Annotated in this window: 30 protein-coding genes and 2 pseudogenes; 8 read left to right on the plus strand and 24 right to left on the minus strand. The window is 46.4% G+C overall.

The genetic code is table 11. From position 1 onward, the window contains the following. Nucleotides 1–55: 55 nt before the first annotated feature. The 4 genes from ACOMG9_RS03235 to ACOMG9_RS03250 all read right to left on the minus strand — a co-directional run bounded on the left by ACOMG9_RS03235 (nt 56) and on the right by ACOMG9_RS03250 (nt 2,626). Nucleotides 56–952 carry a glycosyltransferase family 2 protein gene (locus tag ACOMG9_RS03235; protein WP_448215740.1) on the minus strand — a complete coding sequence of 299 codons (897 nt, stop codon included), beginning with the start codon at nt 950–952 and terminating at the stop codon, nt 56–58. 199 nt (nt 953–1,151) lie between these two features. Beyond that, entirely contained in the window at nt 1,152–1,643 is a 492-nt protein-coding gene (locus ACOMG9_RS03240) for an ISAs1 family transposase (RefSeq protein ID WP_494529749.1), read from the minus strand. A 264-nt stretch (nt 1,644–1,907) separates the two neighbouring features. After that, nucleotides 1,908–2,207, minus strand: coding sequence for a nucleotidyltransferase domain-containing protein (locus tag ACOMG9_RS03245; protein WP_494529750.1), 300 nt, complete (start codon nt 2,205–2,207; stop codon nt 1,908–1,910). Further along, nucleotides 2,204–2,626: a hypothetical protein gene (locus tag ACOMG9_RS03250; RefSeq protein WP_494529751.1), complete on the minus strand. Its 423-nt coding sequence runs from the start codon at nt 2,624–2,626 to the stop codon at nt 2,204–2,206. The genes ACOMG9_RS03245 and ACOMG9_RS03250 overlap by 4 nt, the downstream gene beginning before the upstream one ends. Before the next feature lie 348 nt (nt 2,627–2,974). On the opposite strand from ACOMG9_RS03250, the gene ACOMG9_RS03255 reads away from it, so the two are divergent. Next, nucleotides 2,975–3,205 (plus strand): hypothetical protein, encoded by a 231-nt coding sequence (locus ACOMG9_RS03255; RefSeq protein WP_494529752.1) that lies wholly within the window; start codon nt 2,975–2,977, stop codon nt 3,203–3,205. Between the two features lie 191 nt (nt 3,206–3,396). Here the strand turns inward: ACOMG9_RS03255 and ACOMG9_RS03260 are convergent. From ACOMG9_RS03260 to ACOMG9_RS03290, 7 genes and pseudogenes are all read right to left on the minus strand, one after another. After that, nucleotides 3,397–3,684: pseudogene (locus ACOMG9_RS03260) on the minus strand (addiction module antidote protein). A 126-nt stretch (nt 3,685–3,810) separates the two neighbouring features. After that, on the minus strand, nt 3,811–4,128 hold the full coding sequence (locus ACOMG9_RS03265) for a nucleotidyltransferase domain-containing protein (RefSeq protein ID WP_494529753.1): 318 nt from the start codon (nt 4,126–4,128) through the stop codon (nt 3,811–3,813). After that, nucleotides 4,125–4,556, minus strand: a complete 432-nt coding sequence (locus ACOMG9_RS03270; protein ID WP_494529754.1) for a nucleotidyltransferase substrate binding protein — start codon at nt 4,554–4,556, stop codon at nt 4,125–4,127. Before ACOMG9_RS03270 ends, ACOMG9_RS03265 begins: the two co-directional genes overlap by 4 nt. 114 nt (nt 4,557–4,670) lie before the next feature. Beyond that, nucleotides 4,671–5,093 (minus strand): type VII toxin-antitoxin system HepT family RNase toxin, encoded by a 423-nt coding sequence (gene hepT, locus ACOMG9_RS03275; RefSeq protein ID WP_494529755.1) that lies wholly within the window; start codon nt 5,091–5,093, stop codon nt 4,671–4,673. Beyond that, nucleotides 5,086–5,490: a type VII toxin-antitoxin system MntA family adenylyltransferase antitoxin gene (gene mntA, locus ACOMG9_RS03280; protein ID WP_448215753.1), complete on the minus strand. Its 405-nt coding sequence runs from the start codon at nt 5,488–5,490 to the stop codon at nt 5,086–5,088. The genes hepT and mntA overlap by 8 nt, the downstream gene beginning before the upstream one ends. A gap of 435 nt (nt 5,491–5,925) precedes the next feature. Then, a complete protein-coding gene (locus tag ACOMG9_RS03285; RefSeq protein ID WP_448215754.1) occupies nt 5,926–6,246 on the minus strand; it encodes a PIN domain-containing protein in 321 nt (106 codons plus the stop codon). Continuing rightward, entirely contained in the window at nt 6,243–6,500 is a 258-nt protein-coding gene (locus tag ACOMG9_RS03290) for a type II toxin-antitoxin system Phd/YefM family antitoxin (protein ID WP_448215755.1), read from the minus strand. The genes ACOMG9_RS03285 and ACOMG9_RS03290 overlap by 4 nt, the downstream gene beginning before the upstream one ends. A gap of 170 nt (nt 6,501–6,670) precedes the next feature. Between ACOMG9_RS03290 and ACOMG9_RS03295 the strand changes: the two genes are divergently transcribed. Further along, entirely contained in the window at nt 6,671–6,856 is a 186-nt protein-coding gene (locus tag ACOMG9_RS03295; RefSeq protein WP_448215756.1) for a hypothetical protein, read from the plus strand. A gap of 293 nt (nt 6,857–7,149) precedes the next feature. On the opposite strand, the gene ACOMG9_RS03300 is transcribed toward ACOMG9_RS03295, so the two are convergent. From ACOMG9_RS03300 to ACOMG9_RS03325, 6 genes are all read right to left on the minus strand, one after another. Beyond that, nucleotides 7,150–7,404: a UPF0175 family protein gene (locus ACOMG9_RS03300; RefSeq protein ID WP_448215757.1), complete on the minus strand. Its 255-nt coding sequence runs from the start codon at nt 7,402–7,404 to the stop codon at nt 7,150–7,152. After that, nucleotides 7,401–7,817: a nucleotidyltransferase substrate binding protein gene (locus tag ACOMG9_RS03305; RefSeq protein ID WP_448215758.1), complete on the minus strand. Its 417-nt coding sequence runs from the start codon at nt 7,815–7,817 to the stop codon at nt 7,401–7,403. The genes ACOMG9_RS03300 and ACOMG9_RS03305 overlap by 4 nt, the downstream gene beginning before the upstream one ends. A 239-nt stretch (nt 7,818–8,056) precedes the next feature. After that, nucleotides 8,057–9,001: an Abi family protein gene (locus tag ACOMG9_RS03310; protein WP_448215759.1), complete on the minus strand. Its 945-nt coding sequence runs from the start codon at nt 8,999–9,001 to the stop codon at nt 8,057–8,059. 234 nt (nt 9,002–9,235) lie between these two features. Then, nucleotides 9,236–9,394 (minus strand): hypothetical protein, encoded by a 159-nt coding sequence (locus ACOMG9_RS03315; protein ID WP_448215760.1) that lies wholly within the window; start codon nt 9,392–9,394, stop codon nt 9,236–9,238. Beyond that, nucleotides 9,394–9,759: a DUF1016 N-terminal domain-containing protein gene (locus tag ACOMG9_RS03320; protein WP_448215761.1), complete on the minus strand. Its 366-nt coding sequence runs from the start codon at nt 9,757–9,759 to the stop codon at nt 9,394–9,396. The genes ACOMG9_RS03315 and ACOMG9_RS03320 overlap by 1 nt, the downstream gene beginning before the upstream one ends. A 182-nt stretch (nt 9,760–9,941) precedes the next feature. Beyond that, complete coding sequence (locus ACOMG9_RS03325) at nt 9,942–10,232, minus strand: nucleotidyltransferase family protein (protein WP_448215762.1); 291 nt, start codon at nt 10,230–10,232, stop codon at nt 9,942–9,944. Nucleotides 10,233–10,532: 300 nt separating this feature from the next. On the opposite strand from ACOMG9_RS03325, the gene ACOMG9_RS03330 reads away from it, so the two are divergent. Continuing rightward, nucleotides 10,533–10,730 carry a type II toxin-antitoxin system VapB family antitoxin gene (locus ACOMG9_RS03330; RefSeq protein ID WP_448215763.1) on the plus strand — a complete coding sequence of 66 codons (198 nt, stop codon included), beginning with the start codon at nt 10,533–10,535 and terminating at the stop codon, nt 10,728–10,730. A gap of 211 nt (nt 10,731–10,941) precedes the next feature. On the opposite strand, the gene ACOMG9_RS03335 is transcribed toward ACOMG9_RS03330, so the two are convergent. The 4 genes from ACOMG9_RS03335 to ACOMG9_RS03350 form a co-directional block, all read right to left on the minus strand. After that, complete coding sequence (locus ACOMG9_RS03335; protein ID WP_494529756.1) at nt 10,942–12,114, minus strand: nucleotide sugar dehydrogenase; 1,173 nt, start codon at nt 12,112–12,114, stop codon at nt 10,942–10,944. A gap of 883 nt (nt 12,115–12,997) precedes the next feature. Then, nucleotides 12,998–15,211, minus strand: coding sequence for a GumC family protein (locus ACOMG9_RS03340; protein WP_494529757.1), 2,214 nt, complete (start codon nt 15,209–15,211; stop codon nt 12,998–13,000). A 165-nt stretch (nt 15,212–15,376) separates the two neighbouring features. Further along, entirely contained in the window at nt 15,377–15,949 is a 573-nt protein-coding gene (locus ACOMG9_RS03345; RefSeq protein WP_494529758.1) for a polysaccharide biosynthesis/export family protein, read from the minus strand. A 396-nt stretch (nt 15,950–16,345) separates the two neighbouring features. Then, nucleotides 16,346–17,539: a hypothetical protein gene (locus tag ACOMG9_RS03350; protein ID WP_494529759.1), complete on the minus strand. Its 1,194-nt coding sequence runs from the start codon at nt 17,537–17,539 to the stop codon at nt 16,346–16,348. A gap of 246 nt (nt 17,540–17,785) precedes the next feature. Between ACOMG9_RS03350 and ACOMG9_RS03355 the strand changes: the two genes are divergently transcribed. Continuing rightward, nucleotides 17,786–18,322, plus strand: coding sequence for a hypothetical protein (locus tag ACOMG9_RS03355; protein WP_448215767.1), 537 nt, complete (start codon nt 17,786–17,788; stop codon nt 18,320–18,322). Between the two features lie 86 nt (nt 18,323–18,408). Here the strand turns inward: ACOMG9_RS03355 and smpB are convergent, their stop codons facing one another. Continuing rightward, complete coding sequence (gene smpB, locus ACOMG9_RS03360; RefSeq protein ID WP_252177135.1) at nt 18,409–18,888, minus strand: SsrA-binding protein SmpB; 480 nt, start codon at nt 18,886–18,888, stop codon at nt 18,409–18,411. A gap of 483 nt (nt 18,889–19,371) precedes the next feature. On the opposite strand from smpB, the gene ACOMG9_RS03365 reads away from it, so the two are divergent. The 3 genes from ACOMG9_RS03365 (at nt 19,372) to ACOMG9_RS03375 (ending at nt 21,671) form a co-directional block, all read left to right on the plus strand. After that, nucleotides 19,372–20,730 (plus strand): sodium-dependent transporter, encoded by a 1,359-nt coding sequence (locus tag ACOMG9_RS03365; RefSeq protein WP_422139910.1) that lies wholly within the window; start codon nt 19,372–19,374, stop codon nt 20,728–20,730. 169 nt (nt 20,731–20,899) lie between these two features. Next, nucleotides 20,900–21,331, plus strand: coding sequence for a type II toxin-antitoxin system RatA family toxin (locus ACOMG9_RS03370; RefSeq protein ID WP_422136945.1), 432 nt, complete (start codon nt 20,900–20,902; stop codon nt 21,329–21,331). After that, a complete protein-coding gene (locus ACOMG9_RS03375) occupies nt 21,324–21,671 on the plus strand; it encodes an RnfH family protein (RefSeq protein WP_448215768.1) in 348 nt (115 codons plus the stop codon). The genes ACOMG9_RS03370 and ACOMG9_RS03375 overlap by 8 nt, the downstream gene beginning before the upstream one ends. Nucleotides 21,672–21,704: 33 nt before the next feature. Here the strand turns inward: ACOMG9_RS03375 and ACOMG9_RS03380 are convergent, their stop codons facing one another. Continuing rightward, nucleotides 21,705–22,082 carry an outer membrane protein assembly factor BamE gene (locus tag ACOMG9_RS03380; protein ID WP_494529760.1) on the minus strand — a complete coding sequence of 126 codons (378 nt, stop codon included), beginning with the start codon at nt 22,080–22,082 and terminating at the stop codon, nt 21,705–21,707. A gap of 102 nt (nt 22,083–22,184) precedes the next feature. Here ACOMG9_RS03380 and fur point away from each other — a divergent pair, with 102 nt between their 5' ends. After that, entirely contained in the window at nt 22,185–22,592 is a 408-nt protein-coding gene (gene fur, locus ACOMG9_RS03385; protein ID WP_422137071.1) for a ferric iron uptake transcriptional regulator, read from the plus strand. Nucleotides 22,593–22,730: 138 nt separating this feature from the next. Here the strand turns inward: fur and ACOMG9_RS03390 are convergent. After that, nucleotides 22,731–22,880, minus strand: a pseudogene (locus tag ACOMG9_RS03390) (transposase); the annotation flags it as partial. Between the last annotated feature and the right edge of the window lie 136 nt (nt 22,881–23,016).

A 23,016-nucleotide genomic window follows, 5' to 3' on the forward strand; every position in this document is an offset into this window, starting at 1 on the left:
ATAAGCTTCATTAAAATCTAATAATTTGTTAACCAATCTGCTTAACATACTAATTTTACTTATATAATTGTAATGCTTTCTTTGTGAAAAGAAAGCTAAGCTTCCCATAACAATCTGAAGCCTTTACTAGATATTTAGACCAACTCACTTTACCCAATGGCATGGTTAATAAACACATTGTGCTGAATACAAATAATTTTATAAGTTCTTTCGCAATGTAATTTGTTTTTTGCAAAGTACTAAATTTGATAAATCTGTAACTACTAAATGTTTGTCCAATCCTAAAAGCTCTTTTTATAAGATAATTTAAATTTAAACGTTCGCTTTCTATTTTTTCATAAACAATAGCTTCTCGGCAGTATACTAAGTTGGCTCCATTTATGTACAAGCGATTAAATAGTTCGGCATCCTCTCCACCTGTTAAACCATATGATTTATCAAATTTATACTTCCCGTTTTTCAATACAACTCTCTTAATTAGCGTGCAACCTGCACCGCCACTTGTTATTTTATGACCTGTTGCATATTCCTTTCTTTTAAAAAACCCCCCTTCAATAAGCCATGGTGAAGTGTTTTCAGGATATAAAGACACTACTTTTCCAAAAACGATATCAGCATGGTAATTCTCAGCTGTATTAATTAGTGAAATTAGCCACTTTTTATCTGCCAACTCATCATCATCAATGCTAGCAATATAAACCCCAGAAGCTTGTTCTAAATATGCATTCCTTGCTATTGAAATATTTTTTTCAGGTTCATTTAAATAAATTACTTTTTTTTCTGTTTCTTTTTCAAATTTTTCAACAATTGGCTTAGCCATTTTGTTTTCATCATTATCAACAATTATAATTTCGACTTTTAAATCTCTTGGTAATTCAAGCTCATTAATACTTCTCAATGTATTAATCAAATGCTGCCTTTTGTATGTACATAAACAAATAGATATAAGCACCTAATTCTCCTAAATAGACGAAACTCAAAAAACGTTTTTTTCTCTTGATATGGCAATAAAGTTGAGATAAAGCTCGGGGTTTGGTCTTTCCTTCGCCATGCGTTAAAAAAACTTTAAAAGAAACACCGTGGTCTTTTCTAGTTTCTTGTGATATCAAACCGAGTGGTAGTTCTTATGAAACTGGGAGGTTAGGGAAAAATCATGAAACCTCACACCCAGCATGGTCTTCAGACAGGTATTGTGTACTCATGGCTGCCTTTTTCTGTTTATGCTTCAAGCCTACTTTAAAGGTTTTGGTATTATTCAACATATTCACTGCCATGTGTCGAAAACCTGTGAGCATTTCAGCAGCATTGCCCCTTCTGATTCGACAATCATCTTCTCGCATTGCAACATCCATTTTCCAATGGAGCTTATTTTCGATCGCCCAATTCTCTCTTGCAGCATGTGAAAATTCTTCTGCTGTTGACTCCGCAGAGGAGATATAATAACGCACACTGATATCATCAGCATTGAATACTTTATCTTCGATTCTGGCAGAGAAAATAATCCCGAGTGTTTTCATTCCTTTCCAATCAAAAGAAATATTAACGAACTCATCAAAGGTATCACTTACTATGTGAAGGCGTGTTTCCATTCTACCATGGCTTTTCTCTTCGATTCTGAAAGTATCACCATTCCATTGATTCACTTTTTAAACAGAAAAATGTTTCTCAAATGTTTTATGTAGCTTACCCTGTGCACTGGTGATCTGGGTTAAGTACCTAAACTATTAGGATCATAAAAAATAGCTCCTGGTGAAAACTCGAAAAAATTATGAAAATGCCTCCCCAGCAAGGCATCAGCCAGTTAGCTTATACTCATAGCAGCTTTCTTTTGTTTTTTCTTCAGGCCCGGTTTGAAGGTTTTCGCTTTGATCAGCAGTTTAACCGTAAAATGCCTAAAACCACCCACATCAAACCAACCGAACACCTTCCAGCTTGGCAATTCGATGAATAGGCTGTTCAGGCTGCTGGGTGTCGTGAATCAGAATATCCACTTTTTGTTCACCCCATCGGTCTTCCAGGGCCAGGCGAAAGGGGATTTTCTTTTCGACCGGGTTGCTTAAACCATCAACTTCAATCAACAAGTCAATATCGCCACCCCGTGCGTCATCTCTGACCCTGGAGCCAAAGAGCCAGACCCGGGCCTGCTGGCTGATCTCTTGCCTGACCAACTCGATGATGTCGTCTTTCTGTTCCGGACTGATTCTCAATGGTCACCACCTAACTTTATATTGTGGAGCCTGAGTACGTATGCTTCGATCTGTTCGTTGATTTCAATTAGTTCGGGAGCCACAGCCCATGCTATGTTAAGCGCTTCAGCCCGCTTTGATTCAGCTTCCGGGTAGTCGTGAGAAAATTGATTGCGAATTTCACGCATTTTCCTCCAGCTGTCGGCAGAACTGAGGATATGTCGCTTTTCCATCCTTGATAATGTATCTGCCATGTTCAAGCCTTCTTCATCTTCCATTTGTAGCAAGTTTCTGAAGAGCTTATTGCCAATACAGTCTTGCAGGTCTGCAAATCGAATTCTGAAAGCGTCGATCTTTTCAAATAGCGCTTCATCTAACGACTTGATTGCTTGAGCTGTTAATGGAAAGTGCTGTTCAAGTCTGCTGATGGAGGCTTTCATGCGTTTAACAGCGCTTTGGGATTCAGACCAGTTTTGCTCAAAAAGGGACAAATATTTTTGATTGAGCGGCATTGTTAGTCTCAAAGATCAGAAGGCTTTGCAGTCAGTATGCTGCCAATGTTACCACCTCACAAGCTGAGCACCAGAGCCACGGCAAAATACTGAAAGTGCCTGCCCAACAAGGACTTCAGCCAGGTAGCGTGAATAGAAGATAACACTGACAAAATACAACTGGCTTTCTGCCCTGGCAGTGACAGCACAGATGGTCAGAAAAAGGTTAGGTGTCTTTGTGCCATCTTTTATTGACTGCTATGCTCAACGCACAAAAAATAATCACAGGGTGTACGAATGAACCACGATAGAGACACAGACGATTTCTTTAATGCCATCAGTCGCATAGAGGTCAGTGTAAAAAACTCACAGGACGATATTAGGAAGCTGTACCTGCACAGCGCACGGCAGGAAATAGCTATTGAGTCACTTGATGAAAAGATTGACGCTAACCAGCAAGAAAATCGTGAACGTTTTGACAAGATTGAAGACACTCTAGCTATCATTGTAAACCACCTCCAAAAATAACCACGGCACCTGACAACAGCATCCACGGGTCTTCTCCCGTGATGCAAAAGGATGTCTTTAAGCTGTTGTCAACTTACCAAGCTTGGCGAGGTTACTGATAAAAACCGGGGGCAGGTCTTTCATCGTGCACAATGTAACCCAACACCCTTACCATACTTTTATACTTTGTATTGTTCGATGCCAGAATATCACTAATGCTGAGGGCTGATTTTCAAACTCACTTCCAGAGCCTGAAGAATTTTGAACACTGTTTCAAACCTTGGTTTCGCACCTGGTGCCAGGGCTTTCTATAGAATTTCCCGACCAAGGCCTGAGTCATTGGCTATCTTCTGCATCCCTGTTGCCTTGGCGATATCACCAATAGCCGATAAGAGCAAAGCCTGGTCACCCGTTTCAATGACAGCATTCAGGTACTCTGCAATCGTTTCACTGTCGTCAAGATACTCTGATGCATCAAAGGTCTTTAGCTTCCTGCTCATGTCATGCCTCCAGATTTTTTAAAAGGGCTTTTGCTTTTTCAATGTCTCTGGACTGGCTGGACTTGTCACCATTTGGATACGTGTTCAAGTTACAAAAACGGGAAAGGAAAACCGGGGACAGACCTTTCATCTTGCATAAAACACCTGCCCAACCTGCTTGATGTGGTTCAGCAGGTTTGGATTTTCAATGGTTTCAAGTATGGATAGGTCAAACTGATAGGGGAGCATCAATTCTTCAAGTGCTTCTTCAATCTGATATTGAACCGTTAAATCCAGCTGCTTTTTTTTGTCGGCTACTAATGTTAAGTCGATGTCTGACCCGGTTTTAAAAGTGCCTTTTGCCCTTGAGCCATAGATAATCGCTTTCCCGACTTGTGGAAAATTGGCAAGCACCTGTTGAATTTCCGAGATAGTCTCTTCTTTCAAGCCAAAACGATCTGTCATGGTTTATCATTTTCCTGCCAGCTCAAGAGTGCTTTTCTCAGTTCACAAAAGGCATCAAAGTACTGTTTCAGTATTTTTACTGCTATTTCATTGGCGACTTCTTCCCGGTAGGTATGGGAGGTGAGGTTCCTGCTTTTAAGCATTTCCATCCAGAGTTCGCCATTGATGATAATGCCTTCTCGAAAAGCAACCCTCACCGCATCTCTAGAGCCAATAACATCCTGAATGCCCCGATAACCCAGAAAATCTTTCAGTGTTTTCCACGCCAGTTCGTGAGTAAACTCAAACCCCTGTATCAAGCCCTGTTGCTCCAGCCTGGATAACGATCGTTGTTCCGAGAGTGTTACGGCCTCTTTCAGCGCTTCCAATGCGGCCTGGTAATTTTCAAAACGTTGTATCCAGCGGATGTCTTTTTGTTGGTCTGGCATGGTTTTCAGATTCAGACGAATGAGCTTTGATCCTAGCAGGTTACTCAGACTGATGGTAAGAAAAACCGGGATCAGTCTTGATTTTTGACGACAAAAAAACCGTGTTCAGGTCTTTCATTGTCCATCATTATTAAAACTGCGCATAACTTCTTCTGCGAACCCGTTAATTTCATCAACATGGTTTTCTATAACAGATTTGAGAATAGCTATGTTCAATTTTTGGTACTCATGGATCGCTATATTCCTGAACCCCACCATTTTTATCATACTGACTGTGAGTGGGGCTGATACCAGTCCATGATCGTTTAGTAGCTGGAAAGATTCTCTGGCATTCTGGGGGATTCCCAATTTTTTCAGTTTGATAACGTAGTTCGCCATATCCTGAGCAGCCTGGCAGGCTCTCTGAATATTCAGAATTATAGAATCCTGCTGAGTGTAATTTGTGGCCAGTTCAGACTCATGACCTTTGTATTCTTCATTAATACGGGCAATACAACGCTGAATGATTGAGTATTTGTTAAGAATAATGTCATTCATTACGCAGCCTTCTTTGTAAGTCGTCCAGAATTTCCCGTCTATCGTATTGTAGTTGCTGGTACAACGACATAACCTGGAGTTCGAATAAGTCACAGGTTAGGGTATCTTGCTGCCACAGCCAGATTCCTGTATTGATCACTTCATGCTGTAGTACAGTGGTTGCTGCGCGTAAATCTATCAGGTCAATATTGGTATTCACCTGGCTGGCTAGTGTCTGGGCGTTTTCCCATAGTTCAACCGGGTCAGCCATACCATCTATCAAAATACCCAAGTCTATGTCACTTTCTTTATTGGCTGTGCCGTTGGCATGGCTCCCAAAGAGCAGTATACCTTGTGACAAGTCACCATAAGCTTGCCTGAGAAATGAGATGATGACTGCCTTGCGCAGTGGTTCCATTGGTTTGATATTAGCTCTATCGATAATGGTTTAGGCAGCGTAACTTTTTTGCCGGGTTTTTCCAAGAGATATCGGGATCAGGGCTTTCTTTGTGCACAACTTTCGTCGTTTACAAAGATAAAAGAAGATATTTTCACAATGTAAGGTCTGCCTCACATTCCCCTTTCTAATCTTAACAACTCTACTCTCTCAATTTCTTACTTTGCTTATAAACGATAGAATTTGTACACAAAGAAAGACCTGAGTCCTTTTTTTGACCACGCTTTTAGACCCCGCTCTTCGAAAGTGTGCCAGAATGTAGGCCATCAGGAGCATTCACAAATCATCAAAAACAGGATTCAACCCACGGGCTAAACAGTTCAGCCTGGCTCTGTCGCATATCATCGATATTCCGCGTAACCACTGTGCAACTATGGACTAAACCTGTCACTGCAATTAACCCATCAATAGCTGGTATTGGGGTGCCCGCCAGTTCGGCTTCGGCTTGAATAGCACCCCATTTAGGGCCACATTTAAGTCCACTGACAGGATTCGCTGCCTGAATCTGTCTTTAAGGTCAAACTCCAGCCAGTTGCGTAATTTTCCTTGCCGGGCAGGGTCTTTATTTTTTTCGACTCCTTTTTCAATCTCTCCGAGTGTTAATATACAAAGGTAAAGACTTTGTTCATCCACACTTCCTAACCAATCGATCACTTGCGGATTCGGTTTCTTTTTGAACACTTCGGATAATACACAGGTATCGAGTAGATATTTCACAGCTCAATATCCCTCGGCATCTCTTTGTCTCTGGTAAACGCTTTCGTTTCTGTGGTGCTTGCAAAAGGTGAGCTGCGTAAAAAGTCAACCAGGTTGTTTTCAGGCAGGGCCATTCTCTGGTAATCATCGTAAGAGATGACCACTACTGCGTTATCGCCGTGTTTGGTGACAAATTGGGGACCCTCATTACAGGCCTTTTCTACTATGTGACTGAATTTGCTTTTTGCTTCCTGGAGTTGCCACTGGTTTGCCATGATAAGCCACCTTGTAATTAATGATGACTTAAAGAGGCTAGTCTGACTAGATTTTAGCATCAAGATAGCCCGGAAGTGAAAACCGAAAACCGGGGGCAGGTCTTTCATCATGCATTTTCGGCCCAATGGTCTACTTTTTCAATTTCTGAATAAATATAAAAGTAGTACCAATGAATAAGAAACGACGTGAAAGAATGGCTGCGCTTAGCTGCGATCTTGTCAAGCTTCTATTGGGTTCGGCTGTTTTATACCCGATCTTTCAGGAAAACATGATTGCTGCTATTGTCTTCTTTGGTATGGCCACCTCATTCGCCCTTATCTATCTGGCTTTGCTTATGGAGTCTGACCATGATTGAGATGAACACTTTCGCCTGGACTCTGGCTATTTTCTTTTCCATTGTCTGTGCACTGGTGAGCTGGGTTAAGTACCTGAACCGTAAGGATCATAAAAAATAGCTGCTGGTTTCAGGTCTTACATATCTGCTATACAACTGTCAGCCGAATAGTGCGTAAACCCATTGATGTCTTTCTTAAGAAACAGCAGGGAAGTCAGTGTAAAAAGCTGATTTTCACTGTTGGTGTTGAAATTCTGGTGATTATCAAAGGCAATTATTGGGCTGCTATCTACGATTTGTGAAGTATCCTCGGCTTATCCAAGGTTTTCAAGGTCACTGTCCAGATCCGCAGGGTCATGGTCAACTACAGGAATGCCTTGTGTACCCAGCATCTGGATAAAATCATCCAGTGGAACCCGGGCTATCCTGGCCCCTTTAGCAAGGGTAACCACGTCATTTCGAAACAAATGAATGGCCAGGTTAATTGCCACTCCCTGTTCCAGCATTTGGTCTGCAAATGGAATGCCCAACAGTGCATTCAGGTCAGGTGTTTCCAACGCTGTTTTCATGACCAGGTTTCACCGCTCATGGTTACATAAAGCTTTACGGAATCTTTGATAAAGGCATCCATAATATTCAGTGCAGCTTTTGCTTTTTCCTCATCGTAGTCGTGAGAAGTTCCGATGCGAGTTTCTGCGTATATCAACCACTGAGCAACATCAGATGTTAGTAAGCGGTTTTCATTGGCTATCCGAAACAGCGGCTTTGGACTGTCAGGCACATCAGGGAGACCAAGGCCTTCTTTCAGGTAGTGTTTCAGGGCTTTCCATAAGCAGTCGTAGCAGATTACAAACCGCCGGATAACGGATTCAGAAACTGCTTCCTGAATCCATGTAGGTAAGGAGTTATCTAGAGTTTGCCAATTTCCGAATTGTGACTCCAGTAGTGCAAGGGACTGCTTGAATTTCCCAAAGTCAACCATTTAGAGGGTGTCGCAAAATTCTGGTTCCTATGCTTTTAGGACCTGTGGGCCCCAGAGTGGGAACGAACTGTTAATTTCTGGGGTTTTCATGATTTTTCCCTGATATTGGCCTGAACGATATCCAGGCTTGAGCTTTCAGGGTGTTGGTTGGTGATTTTTACCATGAGGAAGTAACAGCGTAAAAGCTCGAAAGCCATTAAATAGAAATCGGGATGAGATAGATGAGCAGACTTTTGGTGCTATTGCCAGAGAAGTCTGTCTTGCCAGTCATCTGGAAAACCCATGCCTCGGGTACTGATGCCGTGTTGCTCTATCAGCTGTTTTAGGCGCTTCTGCCATTGGTTTTTGCCACAAATGATATTCATTATATGAATTAAGACGACAAAGGTGTTGTATAGCTTTCGTAATTGACGCGGGTTATCCGGTCTCGAGTAAAGACTCTTTATTAGTGCTTCGTCCGCGTTGGTCGGTAAGATAAATGTCTTGGTTAACTGGCGATTCCATAAGCGGGCGTGGTGAGCAGCATAGTTTCTAACCAGTGACAGGTGCTCACAGAATGACGTCATGACTTTTTCATTCAGTTGGTAGACAAGGCTTATCGACTGTCGATCGCTACGTAAGCGTATATTGCTAAACCATTTGGATAGCTGACCCATAGTCATTAATTCAACAGCAGCCCAAATCGGTGGAAGCTCTTCTTCGTATTTACCAGTCAGATGCCTGATGAAATCTTCTTTACTGGATTTCACATCACTATCGAGCTTGCTCAGGCTTCTGGCGTATACCATTGGGTTGGCAAAAATTTCCGCTTTGAGGTGTGGGTGTGCGGTCTCATAATTGTGACTCAGATGATAGGCAAACTGGGTTCTCAGGGAGACTTCAAGCCGTTCAATGGCATCAAGTACCAGAAGCCGGAGTTCTCGGTCGAAAATATAAAGATTGAGTACATCATCAAAGTGGGTACCAGCCCTGAGTCGATGGGAAGCATGTTCTTCCTCAAAGGGCAGGCAGTAGGCCCTAAAGCGATAGTAGTTCAGCTGTCCAAGGTAGAATTCTGCTTTGTCCGAATCATCCACTATAAGGTTACGGGACTTGAGACGCTCGACTTGTTGACTTAATGAAAGGGGTGGCTTGTCGTAGGGGACCCGGGGTGGCTTTCGATTGAACCGTCTTGATGAACTCACAGATCAATCCCTACAAGGTAACTATTTTATAGGTGTCCAGAAACAAGTAACCCCTTTCAGTGCGCTGATCTGACGGGAAGCGGAAGGGGTATTGTTAGACAGAATCATAGCGCAGCTACCGGCAAAATCAAACATAATTTTAAGTGTTGGTTTGGATAAAAGTTAGATCTCGCTCCAACTCGTCTTTCCTGGAGGCATTGCAAATATAACGGGTGAATCACAGGTTTGTCCTGTTTAATCAAAATTTCTATCTTCAGAAAGGAGGGATACTTCTTTCTCAATCATTTCAATACTGGGCAGTTTATCTTCCAATTGATCTGGCAATGCCTGGGCCAGCAGATACTCTGCAACACCAATGGGCTTGGTATTATCCCTGCGGGCATATTTGGCCACTACCTTGTTGCAAGCAGTCGGCTCTCTATCTGGTGCGCAAGTACATTGCGAGTCCAGCCGTTTTCAATGGTTTTAGTGGCGTATTGCAGGCGCTGCTGTCGGTCTTTAAGCTTACTTAACAGCAGCAGATTATGCCCCCAGGGAATTTGTCCAACAGTCTGTTGGACATTTGATTCTGTGGTGAAGTCTGGCCAGGCATCAGCAAAGGCAGGCATATTCATCAGGTTGGCCCGGGAGAAACCTTTCAGGTCCGGAAAACTGCGCTGCTGGTCATGGGCTAGCTGCTTGACCACTTGGGCTCCCCAGCCTTCAACCTGCTGACGAACCAGAATCTCATGACCTATCTGCCAGTAAAGCCCCAGCATTTCCCGGCACAATCCTGAGTGTTTCCCTCACTTTCAGAAGGGTAGTGACTTGTCCTTTTGTAGATGCTTTCATGGTTTTCTACCTCCAGCTTAAGGTAATACTAAAATAGTTTTACTTTAAGGTGTGTAGAGTAGGAAACCAGGTTCAGGTCAAAAAACTGAGGTCAGGGGATTTTTCAGTTTTATATCGGCTCTGCCTGGCTAAGAACTTCTTCTCTGATAGAGTCTGAAAGTGAGCCGGGGGTCAGGATGTCAACTTTTACACCGGTTAGCTGCTTTAGCTTGTGGCGAATCGCTCCAATATCAAATAGCGTCATGCCCTGATCTGGGTCAATCAGTATGTCCAGGTCACTGGTTTCGGTGTCTGTTCCATTCAGTACAGAGCCAAATACTCTGGCATTGGCCGCTTTATGTTCTTTTATGATGGTCTTGATCTTTACCCGATATTTTTTTAATGCTGCCGATGGTCTCATGGGATGCCTCAGCCGATAGTCGTTTCTACCTGGTCACCAGTAGTTCACTCCGGATTTGCGATTGTTCAGACATGGGCAATGGATTAGCACTCGGGCTAGACTGACTTTTTGTGTAAACCATTGTGTAAGTACTCAACCATACGAAATCATATTTTCTGACTCATTGTTCAGGCACTCTGACTGCGTTGCAACTCTGGTCACATAGCTTGCTATGTTCCCGTCGTTGCGCCTTGCAGAGCACCTGACCAATAAGCCAGAAATATTCGATTCCGTATGGTTGAGTACTTAGCAGTTGATAACATGCCATCAAACCTAGCTATAGACGACGACTTGATTGCTCAGGTCCAACAACTGGGTGGCTATAAAACCAAAAAAGCAGCCGTTAACGAAGCTCTCGCCGAATTTATTCGCCACCGCAAGCAGTTGGAACTACTGGATGATCTCGGCACCATTGATCACGACGCTCAGCCCCTTAAAAAAGAGGCCCGAAGAAAATAATGGTGCTTGTTGATACCTGTGCATGTTCGGCTGCGCTGCGTCGACGCAGGACTGAATCCATATCTGAAGAAACAATACTGTTGCAGAGATTAATCCGCCAACACCGGGCTGTGATGATTGGCCCGATATTGCAAGAAGTGTTAACCGGCATTAAATACGATGAGCAATTCACTCGGTTGTGTGAAAAACTGAGTGCGTTTGATCTGCGACTTCACGAATCCACCCCAAATAAATCACGGGTATAAACTTTCTCCGCAACATCTTCCAAATCAGATTCTTTGCGGTTGGCAATAATCACATCACTGACTGCTTTAAAGGCTTCCAAATCGTTGATCACCTCTGAATGAAAGAACTCATCTTCAGTCAGCACCGGCTCATAGACGACAACTTTAACCCCTTTGGCTTTTATCCGTTTCATCACACCTTGAATGGCTGATGCACGAAAGTTATCGGAGCCGGCTTTCATCACCAGTCGGTAAACACCGACCACTTCAGGGTTGCGCCGTAGAATGGAGTCGGCAATAAAATCTTTTCGGGTGGTGTTGGAATCGACAATAGCTCTGATCAGGTTATTGGGCACATCCTGATAATTGGCCAGTAACTGTTTGGTATCTTTTGGCAGGCAATAGCCGCCATAGCCAAAGCTTGGATTGTTGTAGTGGCTACCAATCCTTGGGTCCAGCCCAACACCTTCGATGATTTGCCGTGAGTCGATACCGTGGGTTTCACAGTAGGTGTCCAGTTCGTTAAAGTAGGAAACCCTCAGTGCCAGAAAAGTATTCGAGAACAGTTTCACGGCCTCGGCTTCGGTGCTGTTGGTGAAAAGAATGGGAGTATCTTTTTGCTCCGCACCCTGAGCAAACAGCTCCGCTATTTTTTTTGCCCTCTCTGACTGTTCACCAATGATGATTCGGGAAGGGAAGAGGTTGTCGTGCAGTGCCTTACCTTCTCTCAGGAATTCCGGAGAAAAGATGATGTTGCTGCTGCCGGTGTCTTCTTTTAATTGCCGGGTGAAGCCTACCGGTACCGTTGATTTAATGATCATGACGGCATCCGGGTTGATGTCCATCACATCACGAACCACTGTTTCAACACTTTCGGTATTAAAATAATTGGTCTTCGGATCATAATCCGTAGGGGTTGCGATAATAACATAATCAGCCTCAGCAAATGCCTGCTGTTTGTCCAGTGTGGCCCGGAAGTGAAGCGTCTCATTGCGCAGAAAACGTTCAATATCGTCATCCTCGATCGGTGAGAGGCGTTCGTTCAGCATGTCCACTTTCTCAGGGATAATGTCCAGCGCAATCACTTCATTGTGTTGGGCCAAAAGCATGGCATTGGACAAACCGACATATCCGGTTCCGGCTATTGCAATTTTAGGCATTGGAGTCACTTGTATATTCAGAGCGTCAAAATTGCCGAGGCAGATTTGTGATCGTGTATTTTCGCAGCAGCCCGGCCAAACCAGTTAAAAAGTGCTGGGTAATGCGTGAAAGGTTAATTTTGTTCAAAGCTTTTAGAAGCAGGAGCAGGAACTGGTTAGTTAAACTCACCGGAATTCGTAGAATCTGGCAGCGCTAGACGATTGTTGCAATTATAAAAATCACGCTACCGCCCCTCAGATTTTCGGTTTTTACTGAAACAACCAGCGTTCAATTACGATGTCCAGCCGTACGGCTTCGGTAACAGGCATTGCTTACACCGCCAATCACGCTGCCTGTCAAATAAAAAAGAGCACCACTGACAACCAATGATGCAGGTATGAGCAGACAGGGAAAAATTAGAGAGATCTAGCACCCCGATAACAATGGAGATACATTTTACGGCCACAATATTACATTTCAAGTACGACGCATGTTTTGTACTCTACTCTCATGGGTGTATGACCGCATTAAACCCCACAAGTCGTTGTTTTCAGAGAGTTTGTACTATAGCTCTGAATAGTTTTTTGGTAATTTCACTGGCTCAGTAGCGAAAAGCTCTGGTTTTTAGTTTTAGACAATATTTTTATATTTAAAGTATCAGAGGTCACGCCGAGCATTAAAAATAACATATTTAATCTGTCGTACATAATCAATATTTCGAGTAACTAATATACGACTTTGGTCAATACCTGCCACAGCAATTGGTCTATCAATGGCAGGTATCAGGCTCTCGTTTTTGGTCTCAGCTTGAATTGCTCCCGCGACATAAAACGGTATTTTTCGATTTGCCAAGAGCCTAAGGCCATTTTTTAAGCCTTAGCGCTCTTCACGATTTAACAGAGATCAGGAGGCTCCGGAGTAGTAACCAGTTGTGTCGTAATACCGCTGGTTATAACCGTAAGGATCTTTGGCTTTCGGGTTAATCTTGTTCAGCACCGCTCCAGTAACCGGAGCCCCGGCCTGCAGCAGTCGGCCAACCGCCGCGTTGACGGCATTGGCCTGCATACGCCCGGCTTCGACCACATAGACTAGCCCGTCACAATGGCGGGAAACCATCAATACATCGCTGACGTTCTGCACCGGTGGGCAATCCAGTACGATGTAGTCGTAATGCTCCCTCAGTTTGCTCAGCAGGCTTGCCAGTCGATCAGAAGCCAGCAGTTCTTGTGGGTTTGGAGGTACCATGCCGCAGGGAATCACATCAATCCCTTCCAGTTTATGCACCGCATCGGAGACTTTGGCGGTACCGGCCATTAAATTGGCCAGCCCGGCAGAACCCCCTTTGATATGGAAGTTTTTACCCACCACCGGGCGACGTAAGTCACAGTCAATCAGGAGGGTTTTGCCCAGCTGCCCAAGAGCCAGCGCCAGGTTGGAGGCCACCGATGATTTGCCCTCACCGGGTACCGTTGAGGTGACACCAAACAGTCGGTGTTTCTCGTCCATTGCCGTCAGGTTGACACTGGTCCGGATGGTTCGCACCGCCTCCCCGAATGAAGCTTGTTTTTTGTCGGTAAACAGGTTGAATACGTGGTCCAGCAGGGCTTTATCGATGAGTTTTGGCAATACCCCCATTACCGGCAGGTTTAGCTTCTCTTCTACGTCTTTCGTCGTACGAACAGTGTTGTTCAGCATTTCCAGCAGGAAGGCGATACCGCAGGAGATCAGCAAACCCATCAATGCGGCCACGGCAATAATCAGCTTTTTCTTCGGTTTGATCGGCGAGTTCGGTACAAAGGCTTGATCCACTATTCGGGCATTGGCGGTTTGCAGGTCGCTGGTAGCGGAGGTTTCCTGAATCCGTGTGAAGAAGGCGTCGTACAGGTCTTTATTGGTCTGTACTTCACGCTCCAGAGCTCGTAGGCGGAATTCTTTGCGGTTGGTCGCCTGAATGCGTTTTTTCAGCGCTTCTACCGCCGCAGTCAGGCTGCGTTCATTGGCCTTGTCGATTTCGTATTCTCGCTCTACCCCTTCGACGATGGTGCGAATCTGGAGATTAAGGTTGTCCTGAATACTTTTCAGTTCAGACCTTGCCGAAATCATATCAGGATGTTTCGGGCCGTAACGGCGGGACAGATCCGTTACCTGTCGTTGAACTTTTGATTTCTCCTGCTTCAGATTTTGAATCAGCGGGTGTCTAAGCACCGCCTGCAGGGATGCATTGTCGCCTTTGCGCGTATCACTGGTAGAGATCTGTCTATAGATGTTCTCAGATACCGCCAGCTTGCGGCGCACTTCCACCAGGGCATTGGTTAGCGCCTTGAGTTCGTCACTGGAAGCGTTCAGGACTCCTTCCAGCTCAATCAGGTTCTCCTGTTCACGGTAGTCCTGTAACTCCTGTTCTGCCACTCTTAGCTTTTCGGAGAGTTCGCCCATTCTGCCCTGCATCCAGTCAGTGGCGTTCAGGGTTAGGGCCAACTTTGATTCCATATAGGCTTCGATATAGGCGTTGGCAATGGCGTTGGCGATTTTTGCCGCCAGTTGCGGGGTTTCGGATTGGGCATGGATTTTTACAATCTGGGTTTTTCTCACGGGCTCAATGGAGACACTGGCTGACAGTGCATTGATGGTATCGCGCATGATCATGCCCGGATCTTCCGGTGTTTTCGGCTCTTTCAGGCCGAACCAGTTGCGCCAGTCCAACATGTCTGCATACCAGGGAGCTTCTTTCAGTCGACCGTTAAACTCCGAGTTATTCAGCAAATCAAGCTTGTTGACAACCTTTTCCAGTACGCCACGGGATTTCAGTACCTCAAACTGGGTGTTGAGGTAGCTGTCGGTTCCACCATCAATGCCGTAGACCTCTTCAATGGACAGGACTTTGGCCTGCTCCTGCTCGATTTGAAGGGTAGCGGTGGCTTGGTAGATGGGTGTCATGGAGAACACCACAAATATCGCCACCAGGGTGACCGCAGCGGTAAAACCGACAATCGCCCAGCGGTGACTGTTGAGCACATGGAAAATCTGGCGAAGGTCGATAATCTCTTCGTCCCGGGGCAGTCTTGTTTTTGCAGGGGCTTCGGGTGGCGATGATGCCTTTCGGGTTTCTGTGTTCATATCGGGTACATATTTTTTGCCATGGAGTCACTGAGGAGATTTTTTTTAAAAGAAAAACCTCGTGCCTTCGTGGTTACTGAAAAAGAGTCTGGTTAGCTGCCGGTTTTCTTAGATGTTGCACGAGAATAGTCTTCTATTTTTCGGACTCTATTCTCGTTCAACCTCCTAGAAGAAGCTTTCGCTGACAACGATAATATCACCGGGCAGAACCGAACCATTAAGCGACAGTTCCTTTTCTTTCTCACTGCCATTTTCATCGCGTGTGACGATAATGCCTTTTTTGGAAGCCCGCTGAGTAAAACCACCCGCCAGAGCGATAGCTTTTTCCAGGGTCAGCCCCGGTTCAAAGGGAAACCCTCCCGGTTCCTTGACTTCACCGGTGACAAAAAACTTGCGGTATTTCACCATGGAGACGCTAACCCGAGGGTCAATGAAGTAGCCGTCTTTCAGTTTTTCCGTTATCAGCCTTTGTAGCTGACCCAGGGTGAGACCTTTGGCGCGAAACTCCCCAAGGAACGGATAGGAAATACTGCCCGCATCCGTCAGGATTATTTCTTTCTCCATCCCTTCTTCACCGTAAACGGAGATCATGATTTCATCCCCTGCACCCAGTTTGTAGCGAGAGAGGCTCATGGGGTTGGCGGCCAGCAGGCCACTACTGAAGACCATGATTGACAGTAAAACGACTAAAGTCGTCAGCTGCCGCAGTGGGTTGGTTAGGTATTGTCTGGAAAACATTGCTTGTACCCTATTGAAATCTCCTGAAAAGGCTGAGGTTTTATCTGAGGCGATAGATTGAAAAAAAGTCCTGAATAAAAAAAGCAGGCATAATAGCATATCATGCTATACGTTTCCCGCCTTCTGAAAAATAGGGCCTTTCGCAGGTTGGCTGACTAAAAATCAGGTAAAACAGCAGAAATATTCGGCAAATAACAAGGTTTCCTTCCTCTTGGCAAAGTATTGCATCAGATCAACCTGTTTGCCGGTGTTACCCGGAAGCAGGTTGAGTATCCTTCTCCAATTTGCACGTGTTAGGCGTGAATCGGGCCTGAAAACCGTACAGCCCGCAAAAGAACAGAAAAAGGAACAGTCTGACACTTTTACCGGCAACTGGAAGCAAACGACGACAGCCTTTTAGAGAGCTAATGTGGCCGTGAGCATATAGTAGTCTCGCTTATAATCTTCAGCACCGGTAAAGCCGTTTTTGTCGGTTTCATCGCGGCTGACATGCTGCCAGGAGGCAGAGAGTAGAATGTTATGTTTGATGTTCCAGTCTACCGCCAGACCCAGCTGGTTTACCTTGCGCTCTTTCTCGGTGATGCCGGTGCCGTCTTGAATCGATTCGTCGGAATAACTGTAGCTGGCTCGGGTGTTGATTTTTCCGGTCCACTGGTGCTCCCAGGTGAGTCGGGTTGTGGTGCCTTTGGTAAAGTCCGCACTGGCCGGGTCATCCGATTCCAGACCGTAGTCCCGGGTGGTGCTCAGCTGAATCAGAGAGCGGTCTACCGGTAGATAGCTTACACCCAATTCCCAGCCAGTATAATCCTGACGTTCTATGCCAGTGGCACTCCGGTAGCGGCGACCCAGTTTGGCATAACCACTGCTTTTGGCGGTGGCATCCCAGCTGAGACCTACGAGATAGCTGGTGATATCGTAAGCAGCATTCTGTTCCTCGGTGTAGTCCAGCTTGCGCTCCTTGATTTCTATCAGGGCACTGGTCTTGGGCATGAACTGGTAATAGCCGGTGGCACCATATTCAGTAGTCTTTTTGTCTTCGCCACCCGCTCTGTAATTCTGTTTGTTGTAGCTGCCAAACAGGTCAGCACGCATTATCGCCTCCTGGGCGCCAAAGCCGTATTTCAGGCTGCCCTGGGTGCGATTGTATTCCGGTGCGGACTTATCAGTGACATCATTAACAGTAGAGCCAGCATCGTGGTAGCGGCCAAGGTCAAATCCGGCATCCAGCCTGTGGCGGCTGGTAAATTCCTGGTGGATATCTCCCTTAACACCAACGTCGGTATAACTGGCGTCGGACTGGCTGGAAAAATTGGTGTTACGGGCTGCCAGGGTTGCCGCGTAGGTGTTGAGACCGGTTTGGGCTCGGAACTGCGCTTCGGCATTCAACTTGTAAACTGCAGAGCCTTTATCCGCCAGTTCGCCTTCACCTTTACGGTAAACATTGTCGTCGTAGCCGATACCGGCACTGACTACCGGTACCATTTCTACAGGACCCAGATTGATATGGCCTGCATCCTCAACGGCAGCCATCGCGTTCGTGCCATACATAGCCAGCAGACTTGCTGTGCTGAGCTGCTTTATTCCCTTCATGCTAACTGTCTCTACCTTAAACTGTAATGGCTGGTGTAATATAAACGACGTCCATCTGGATAAGCCAGTATATTAATGTCTATTACTGCTAATTAACAGATACTGTTTAATAGACACGGCAAGACTTTTGCCAGTTTTTATAGGCCAGAGTCAACCAATATAATTTCTCGCAGTCCCTGCCTATACATGGATGCGACAGTTGCTGTATAAAAGGTGCATGTCCAGGGAACCGTAACCGGAACAACGATGAAACCAAAACTCATATTTGCATCCACTGCGCTGATGATGGCGGCCCTCTCGGGTAGTGTCCGGGCCGACCTCGCGCAAGATCTGACGACCATGCCCGTCAAGCAGGCACTGGCCAAGGCCATGGAAAATGATGACCAATCCATTGAAGCGCTGATTTCAGGGGCTACCGCAAAGTTGCAGGATCAGCCAGACTTGCTGGCTTCACTGGTGGTGGCTGCGGTTGCTGAATTTCCGGATCAGATGAAGCCGATTGTCTATATTCCAGCTTGTCAGGTTTCTGAACAGAACAAAGAATCGATGGTCGCTGCGTTGATGACCGCCTCAGCAGGCAATGCTGCTTTGCAGGGCGCGATTGGTCAGGCCGCCGCAAACTGTGAGCAGGCACTGGCGGAAACTGAGGGCACGACAGAAGAAGCGGAACAGACGGAAATTGAAGCGGAACAAACAGAAGTGGCTGTTGACACCACGGTGCCGCCACCACCTCCACCTAACACAGGTGCAGGTGACAGGCCGCCGGAGATCAGTCCGAACTGAAGCTTTCTGCTCCCGGAGCCTCCGGGAGCAACCTTTTCTTCTCTGCTTAGCTGAACCTGCTGTGTGATTCTGAAAAGTTTAACCTTTCACCCCCGATGCATAACCCGCTGCTTTTCAATATTCCACTCGCGCTCTTTGGTGGCGGCTCGCTTGTCGAACTCTTTCTTGCCTCGGGCGAGGGCTACCTGACATTTGACCAGGTGGCCTTTCCAGTAGAGCTTGGTAGCGATACAGGTATGACCTTTCTGTTGAGTTTCCGAGAACAGCTTGGCTAGCTCTCTTCTGTGCAACAGCAGTTTGCGGTCGCGCAGAGGATCTGCCACCACATGGGTGGATGCCGTATCCAATGGAGTGATCTGGGCACCAATCAACCAGGCTTCGCCATCTTTGAGCAGAACGTAGCTGTCTACCAGCTGTACTTTGCCCATGCGAAGGCTTTTGACTTCCCAGCCTGCCAGTGACAGTCCCGCTTCAAATGACTCATCTATATGGTAGTCATGACGGGCCTTTTTGTTGACGACAATGGAGGAGTCGCCTTTACCGCTTTTTTTCGATCTTTTAGCCATGCGCGGATTATAACGTGGATGGAGTATAAAACCAGTCGTTGCTTATGACTCTTACTTATTCAAGTTCCTGACGATTTTTCGTATTTGTCCGGGATTTACATTGTTTAGGTTAAATATTCTGGGCTGTAAATTATTTTGGAGGATATTTCTTTTTTTGTGGTGATTGTAGGAAAAAGTGGTTGAGGTGAGAAATTAAACCGATACAATGCTCAGCGTCGCCCTCATGCTCCAGTGAAAGCTTTATGGTAGCTGCTTTATCCGGTGTTGAGTGGGCTGTTATTTGTGCCTCTGGCTGTAAGTAATGACTCTACTCTCTTCTTCAAGCTGGTTGTCGTTTGAGCTCCTTTTCCTGACTGTCTGATTCGAGACTGAATAGTCCGGGCGGCTTGCAATTAAATGCAGTGTTGTTTGAATTATCCTTGCAGCACTCTGCATGAAGGTTTCACTCGATAAGAATTTTGTTGTATATCATTGAGGAGTCTCATGTCAGGACAAAACCCGACAACCTCGCGCAAAACCTGGAACAACCGTTGGACATTTATGCTGGCTGCGGCCGGCTCTGCCATTGGTCTGGGGAATATCTGGAAATTCCCATACATTGCCGGTCAGTACGGCGGTGGCGCCTTTGTTCTGGTTTATCTGCTGTGTATCGCTCTGGTAGGTATTCCTTTGCTGATGGCTGAAACGGCCATTGGTCGTTCAACCCGCCTGAGCCCCCTGAATGCCATGCGTAAACTGACCAGCGACGCAGGTGTCTTTCGTGGCTGGGAAGTGATTGGCTGGATGGGGATGGTCACCGGCTTCATCATTCTGACCTTCTACAGCGTAGTAGCCGGCTGGGCGCTGTCATACGCCTGGGATCTGTTGACAGGTGTCTTCAATGGTATGTCAGCTGATCAGATTGGCGGTGAGTTTGAAGCTCTGACGGCCTCGGCGCCAAGACAGATTCTGTGGCACACCCTGTTTATGGTTATCACTGTTCTGATAACCGCTCGTGGTGTTCATAAAGGTCTGGAAAAAGGTCTTCAGGTTATGATGCCAACGCTGTTCGTCCTGTTGTTTGCCATGTTGGGCTACAGTATTCTGGCCACCGGTGAATTTATGCGTGGTTTCCACTTCATGTTCGATGTGGATTTCAGCAAGATTACCGGCGAAGCGGTTGCGGCGGCAATGGGTCAGGCCTTCTTTACCCTGAGTCTGGGTATGTGTGCCCTGATGGCGTACGGTGCCTACATGCCTGCTAATAACTCTATTCCGCGTACAGCTCTGAATGTTGCATTCCTGGATACCCTCATGGCCATCATATCTGGTCTGATCGTATTCCCGATTGTTTACGCTCATGGTCTTGAGCCTTCTGCCGGCCCCGGCCTGCTGTTTGTTTCCCTGACCTCTGCCTTCGCTAATATCACTGGCGGATCGATTCTGGGCTTCATATTCTTCACGCTGGTAGGTATCGCTGCCCTGAGTTCAGCCATCTCCCTGATTGAGCCTTCTCTGTCCTGGGTGACTGAGCGCTTCGCTATCAATCGTGTACTGGCGACCTGGTTGATTGGCGGTGCTATCTGGCTGGTTGGTCTGGGCTCTGTGTTCTCCTTTAACATCTGGGCCGACGTCAAGTTCTTCGACAAGACTATCTTTGACCTGGCGGGTTACATGACCGACGTTTTCCTGTTGCCTCTCGGTGGTGCTTTGACAGCGATCTTTGCTGGCTGGATTATTAAGCGTTCTGTTATGTCTAACGAACTGGCTATGAGCGTTGGTCTGTTCAATGTATGGCGCGTTGCCGTTCGTATTATTGTGCCCGTAGCGGTAGCTCTGATTCTGTACACAGCGCTGAAATGATTTGAAGCCTGTTTAAATCATAATCGACGCAGAGCGTAGCTATGGGGCTACGCTCCTCCCACACCTTCTGATGCTCAGTTACACTGTCCTTCCTGCAGAGTCCTGAAAGCAAAAACTTTGACAATATGGTATGCTCGCGGGCCCTTGTTTTGTAAATTTGCAGTGTGTCATGCCAAGAGTTTCCCGTTCAGCCCTGATCATGCAGCCAGTAGAAAAAATGTATCCGCTGGTGGCTGATGTTGAAGGTTATCCTGAGTTTCTACCCTGGTGTTCAGGGGCCAGAATACTGAAGCAGGAAGGGGAAGTGCTGGAAGCCGCTCTTGAACTGTCAAAAGGGAGTCTGGGTTATGAGTTTTCCACAAGGAACCGAATGGTGGAAAATCGGTCTATTGAAATGTCATTGCTGAAGGGGCCTTTTTCAAAGCTGAATGGGCTCTGGACATTCAAACCGTTGGGCAATGAAGGCTGCAAGGTATCTCTGGAGCTGGATTTCGAAATATCCAACCCGGTGCTCAGAGCTACAGTCGGTGCAGTGTTCAATAAGGCAATGAATAAAATGGTTGACGCCTTCTGTCAAAGAGCGGAGCAGCTTTATGGCTGAAAACAATAACCGGTCGGAGCCGGGGGAAGATTCCAGAGTAAGCGTTGAAGTGGCTTACGCCAAGCCGGATGATTACCGAATCCTGACTGTAGATGTTAAAGAAGGTACTTCAGTACTTGATGCTGCCAGACAATCCGGGATGAAGTCGATTTTTTCTGAGATTGATTGGGACTCTGTTAAACTGGGCATCTTTGGCAAAGCGGTTATCAGACCTGCCGATCAGGCAGTGAAAGAAGGTGACCGGATAGAAATTTATCGACCATTGATAGCTGATCCGAAAGAAGTGCGCAAGAAGCGTGCGGAGTCAGCAAAACTCAAGAAAGAAGCAGCTGCATCCTGAGGGTGAGCTGCTCTTCCAGTCAACAAAGCGGTCTTAAGGTGTTTTACCTGCACCGGGACGAAAGTCTCCTTCAATAGAGGTAAGTGTGTCGTCCTTGAAGAAGATAGTCAGGGTTTGCTGGGTGCGCTGTTCGCCGCCAGGCTGAAGACTGGAAATATAATCCCAGCGGTCCCGGTTGAAGGCGTCTTCCATAAGAGGGGTGCCCATAACATACTGGACCTGGTTACGGGTCATTCCCGGACGAAGTTGATCGACCATTTCCTGGGTAATGACATTACCCTGCTGGATGTCGACCTTGTAAACACCGGGGAAGCTGATGAGTTTGGAGCCACTGTCTGTTGAACTGGCACACCCAGCCAGAAGAGCAGCGGCACTGAGAACAACGGTGGTCAGGGCTGGACGTTTTTGCATCGGTTTCAGACTTCCACTATCTTCTTCGAAAATGAATGTTCGGTTTAAAAGTGTGATAATAGCAGGGATTACCTGCTAAATGCTAAAGGTTAGGGAAACGTGTTGGAAAATCAAGAGTTGCGCAAAGCGGGTCTGAAGGTCACGCTGCCTCGTGTCAAAATCCTTCAGATTCTTGAAAGCTCTCAGGGCCTTCATATGAGTGCGGAGGATGTCTACAAGGCACTCCTCGGAGCAGAAGAAGATGTCGGTCTGGCTACCGTCTACCGGGTGCTGACCCAGTTTGAAGGGGCCGGTCTGGTGATCAGGCACAACTTTGACAGCGGGCACTCGGTGTTCGAGCTGGCGAGAGGTGAGCATCACGATCATATGGTCTGTATGGAAAGCGGTGAGATCATCGAGTTTATCGATGAAGATATTGAGCGTCGTCAAAAAGAGATTGCTGATAAGCACGGCTACGAGATTGTTGACCACAACCTGGTGCTGTACGTAAAGCCAAAACAAAAGTCCTGATTTATTCTGGAACACGTTTTCTTGGAAAGCCGGTCACAGTGGATCGGCTTTTTTTGTGAGTTGCGTTTCTTTCATTCAGCTGAATACCTTACCTACGCTTGAAAGAGTGCTCCCGCCGAGCTAGGCGGGAGGTGAATTTCATTCAGCTCCTTGGGGTTGATTCTGGTTCTCTATGTATTGTTTAATTACCTCCAGAGGGGCTCCGCCGCAGCTCCCAGCAAAGTACGATCTTGACCATAAAACCGGCTTTCGGTACGCACCTGCAATATCACAAAACTCCTGCCTTAAGAGGGTGTCGCAAAACTCTGGTTTCCATGCTTTCAGGCCCTGTGGGTCCCAGCTTGGCAACCCATACCTATCTCGCGCTGCAGAGTCCACTTTTCAGGGGAGGTATGCATTCCCACGCAGAGCGAGGGAACGAGTT

Source organism: Endozoicomonas sp. PH6C (assembly GCF_059322965.1).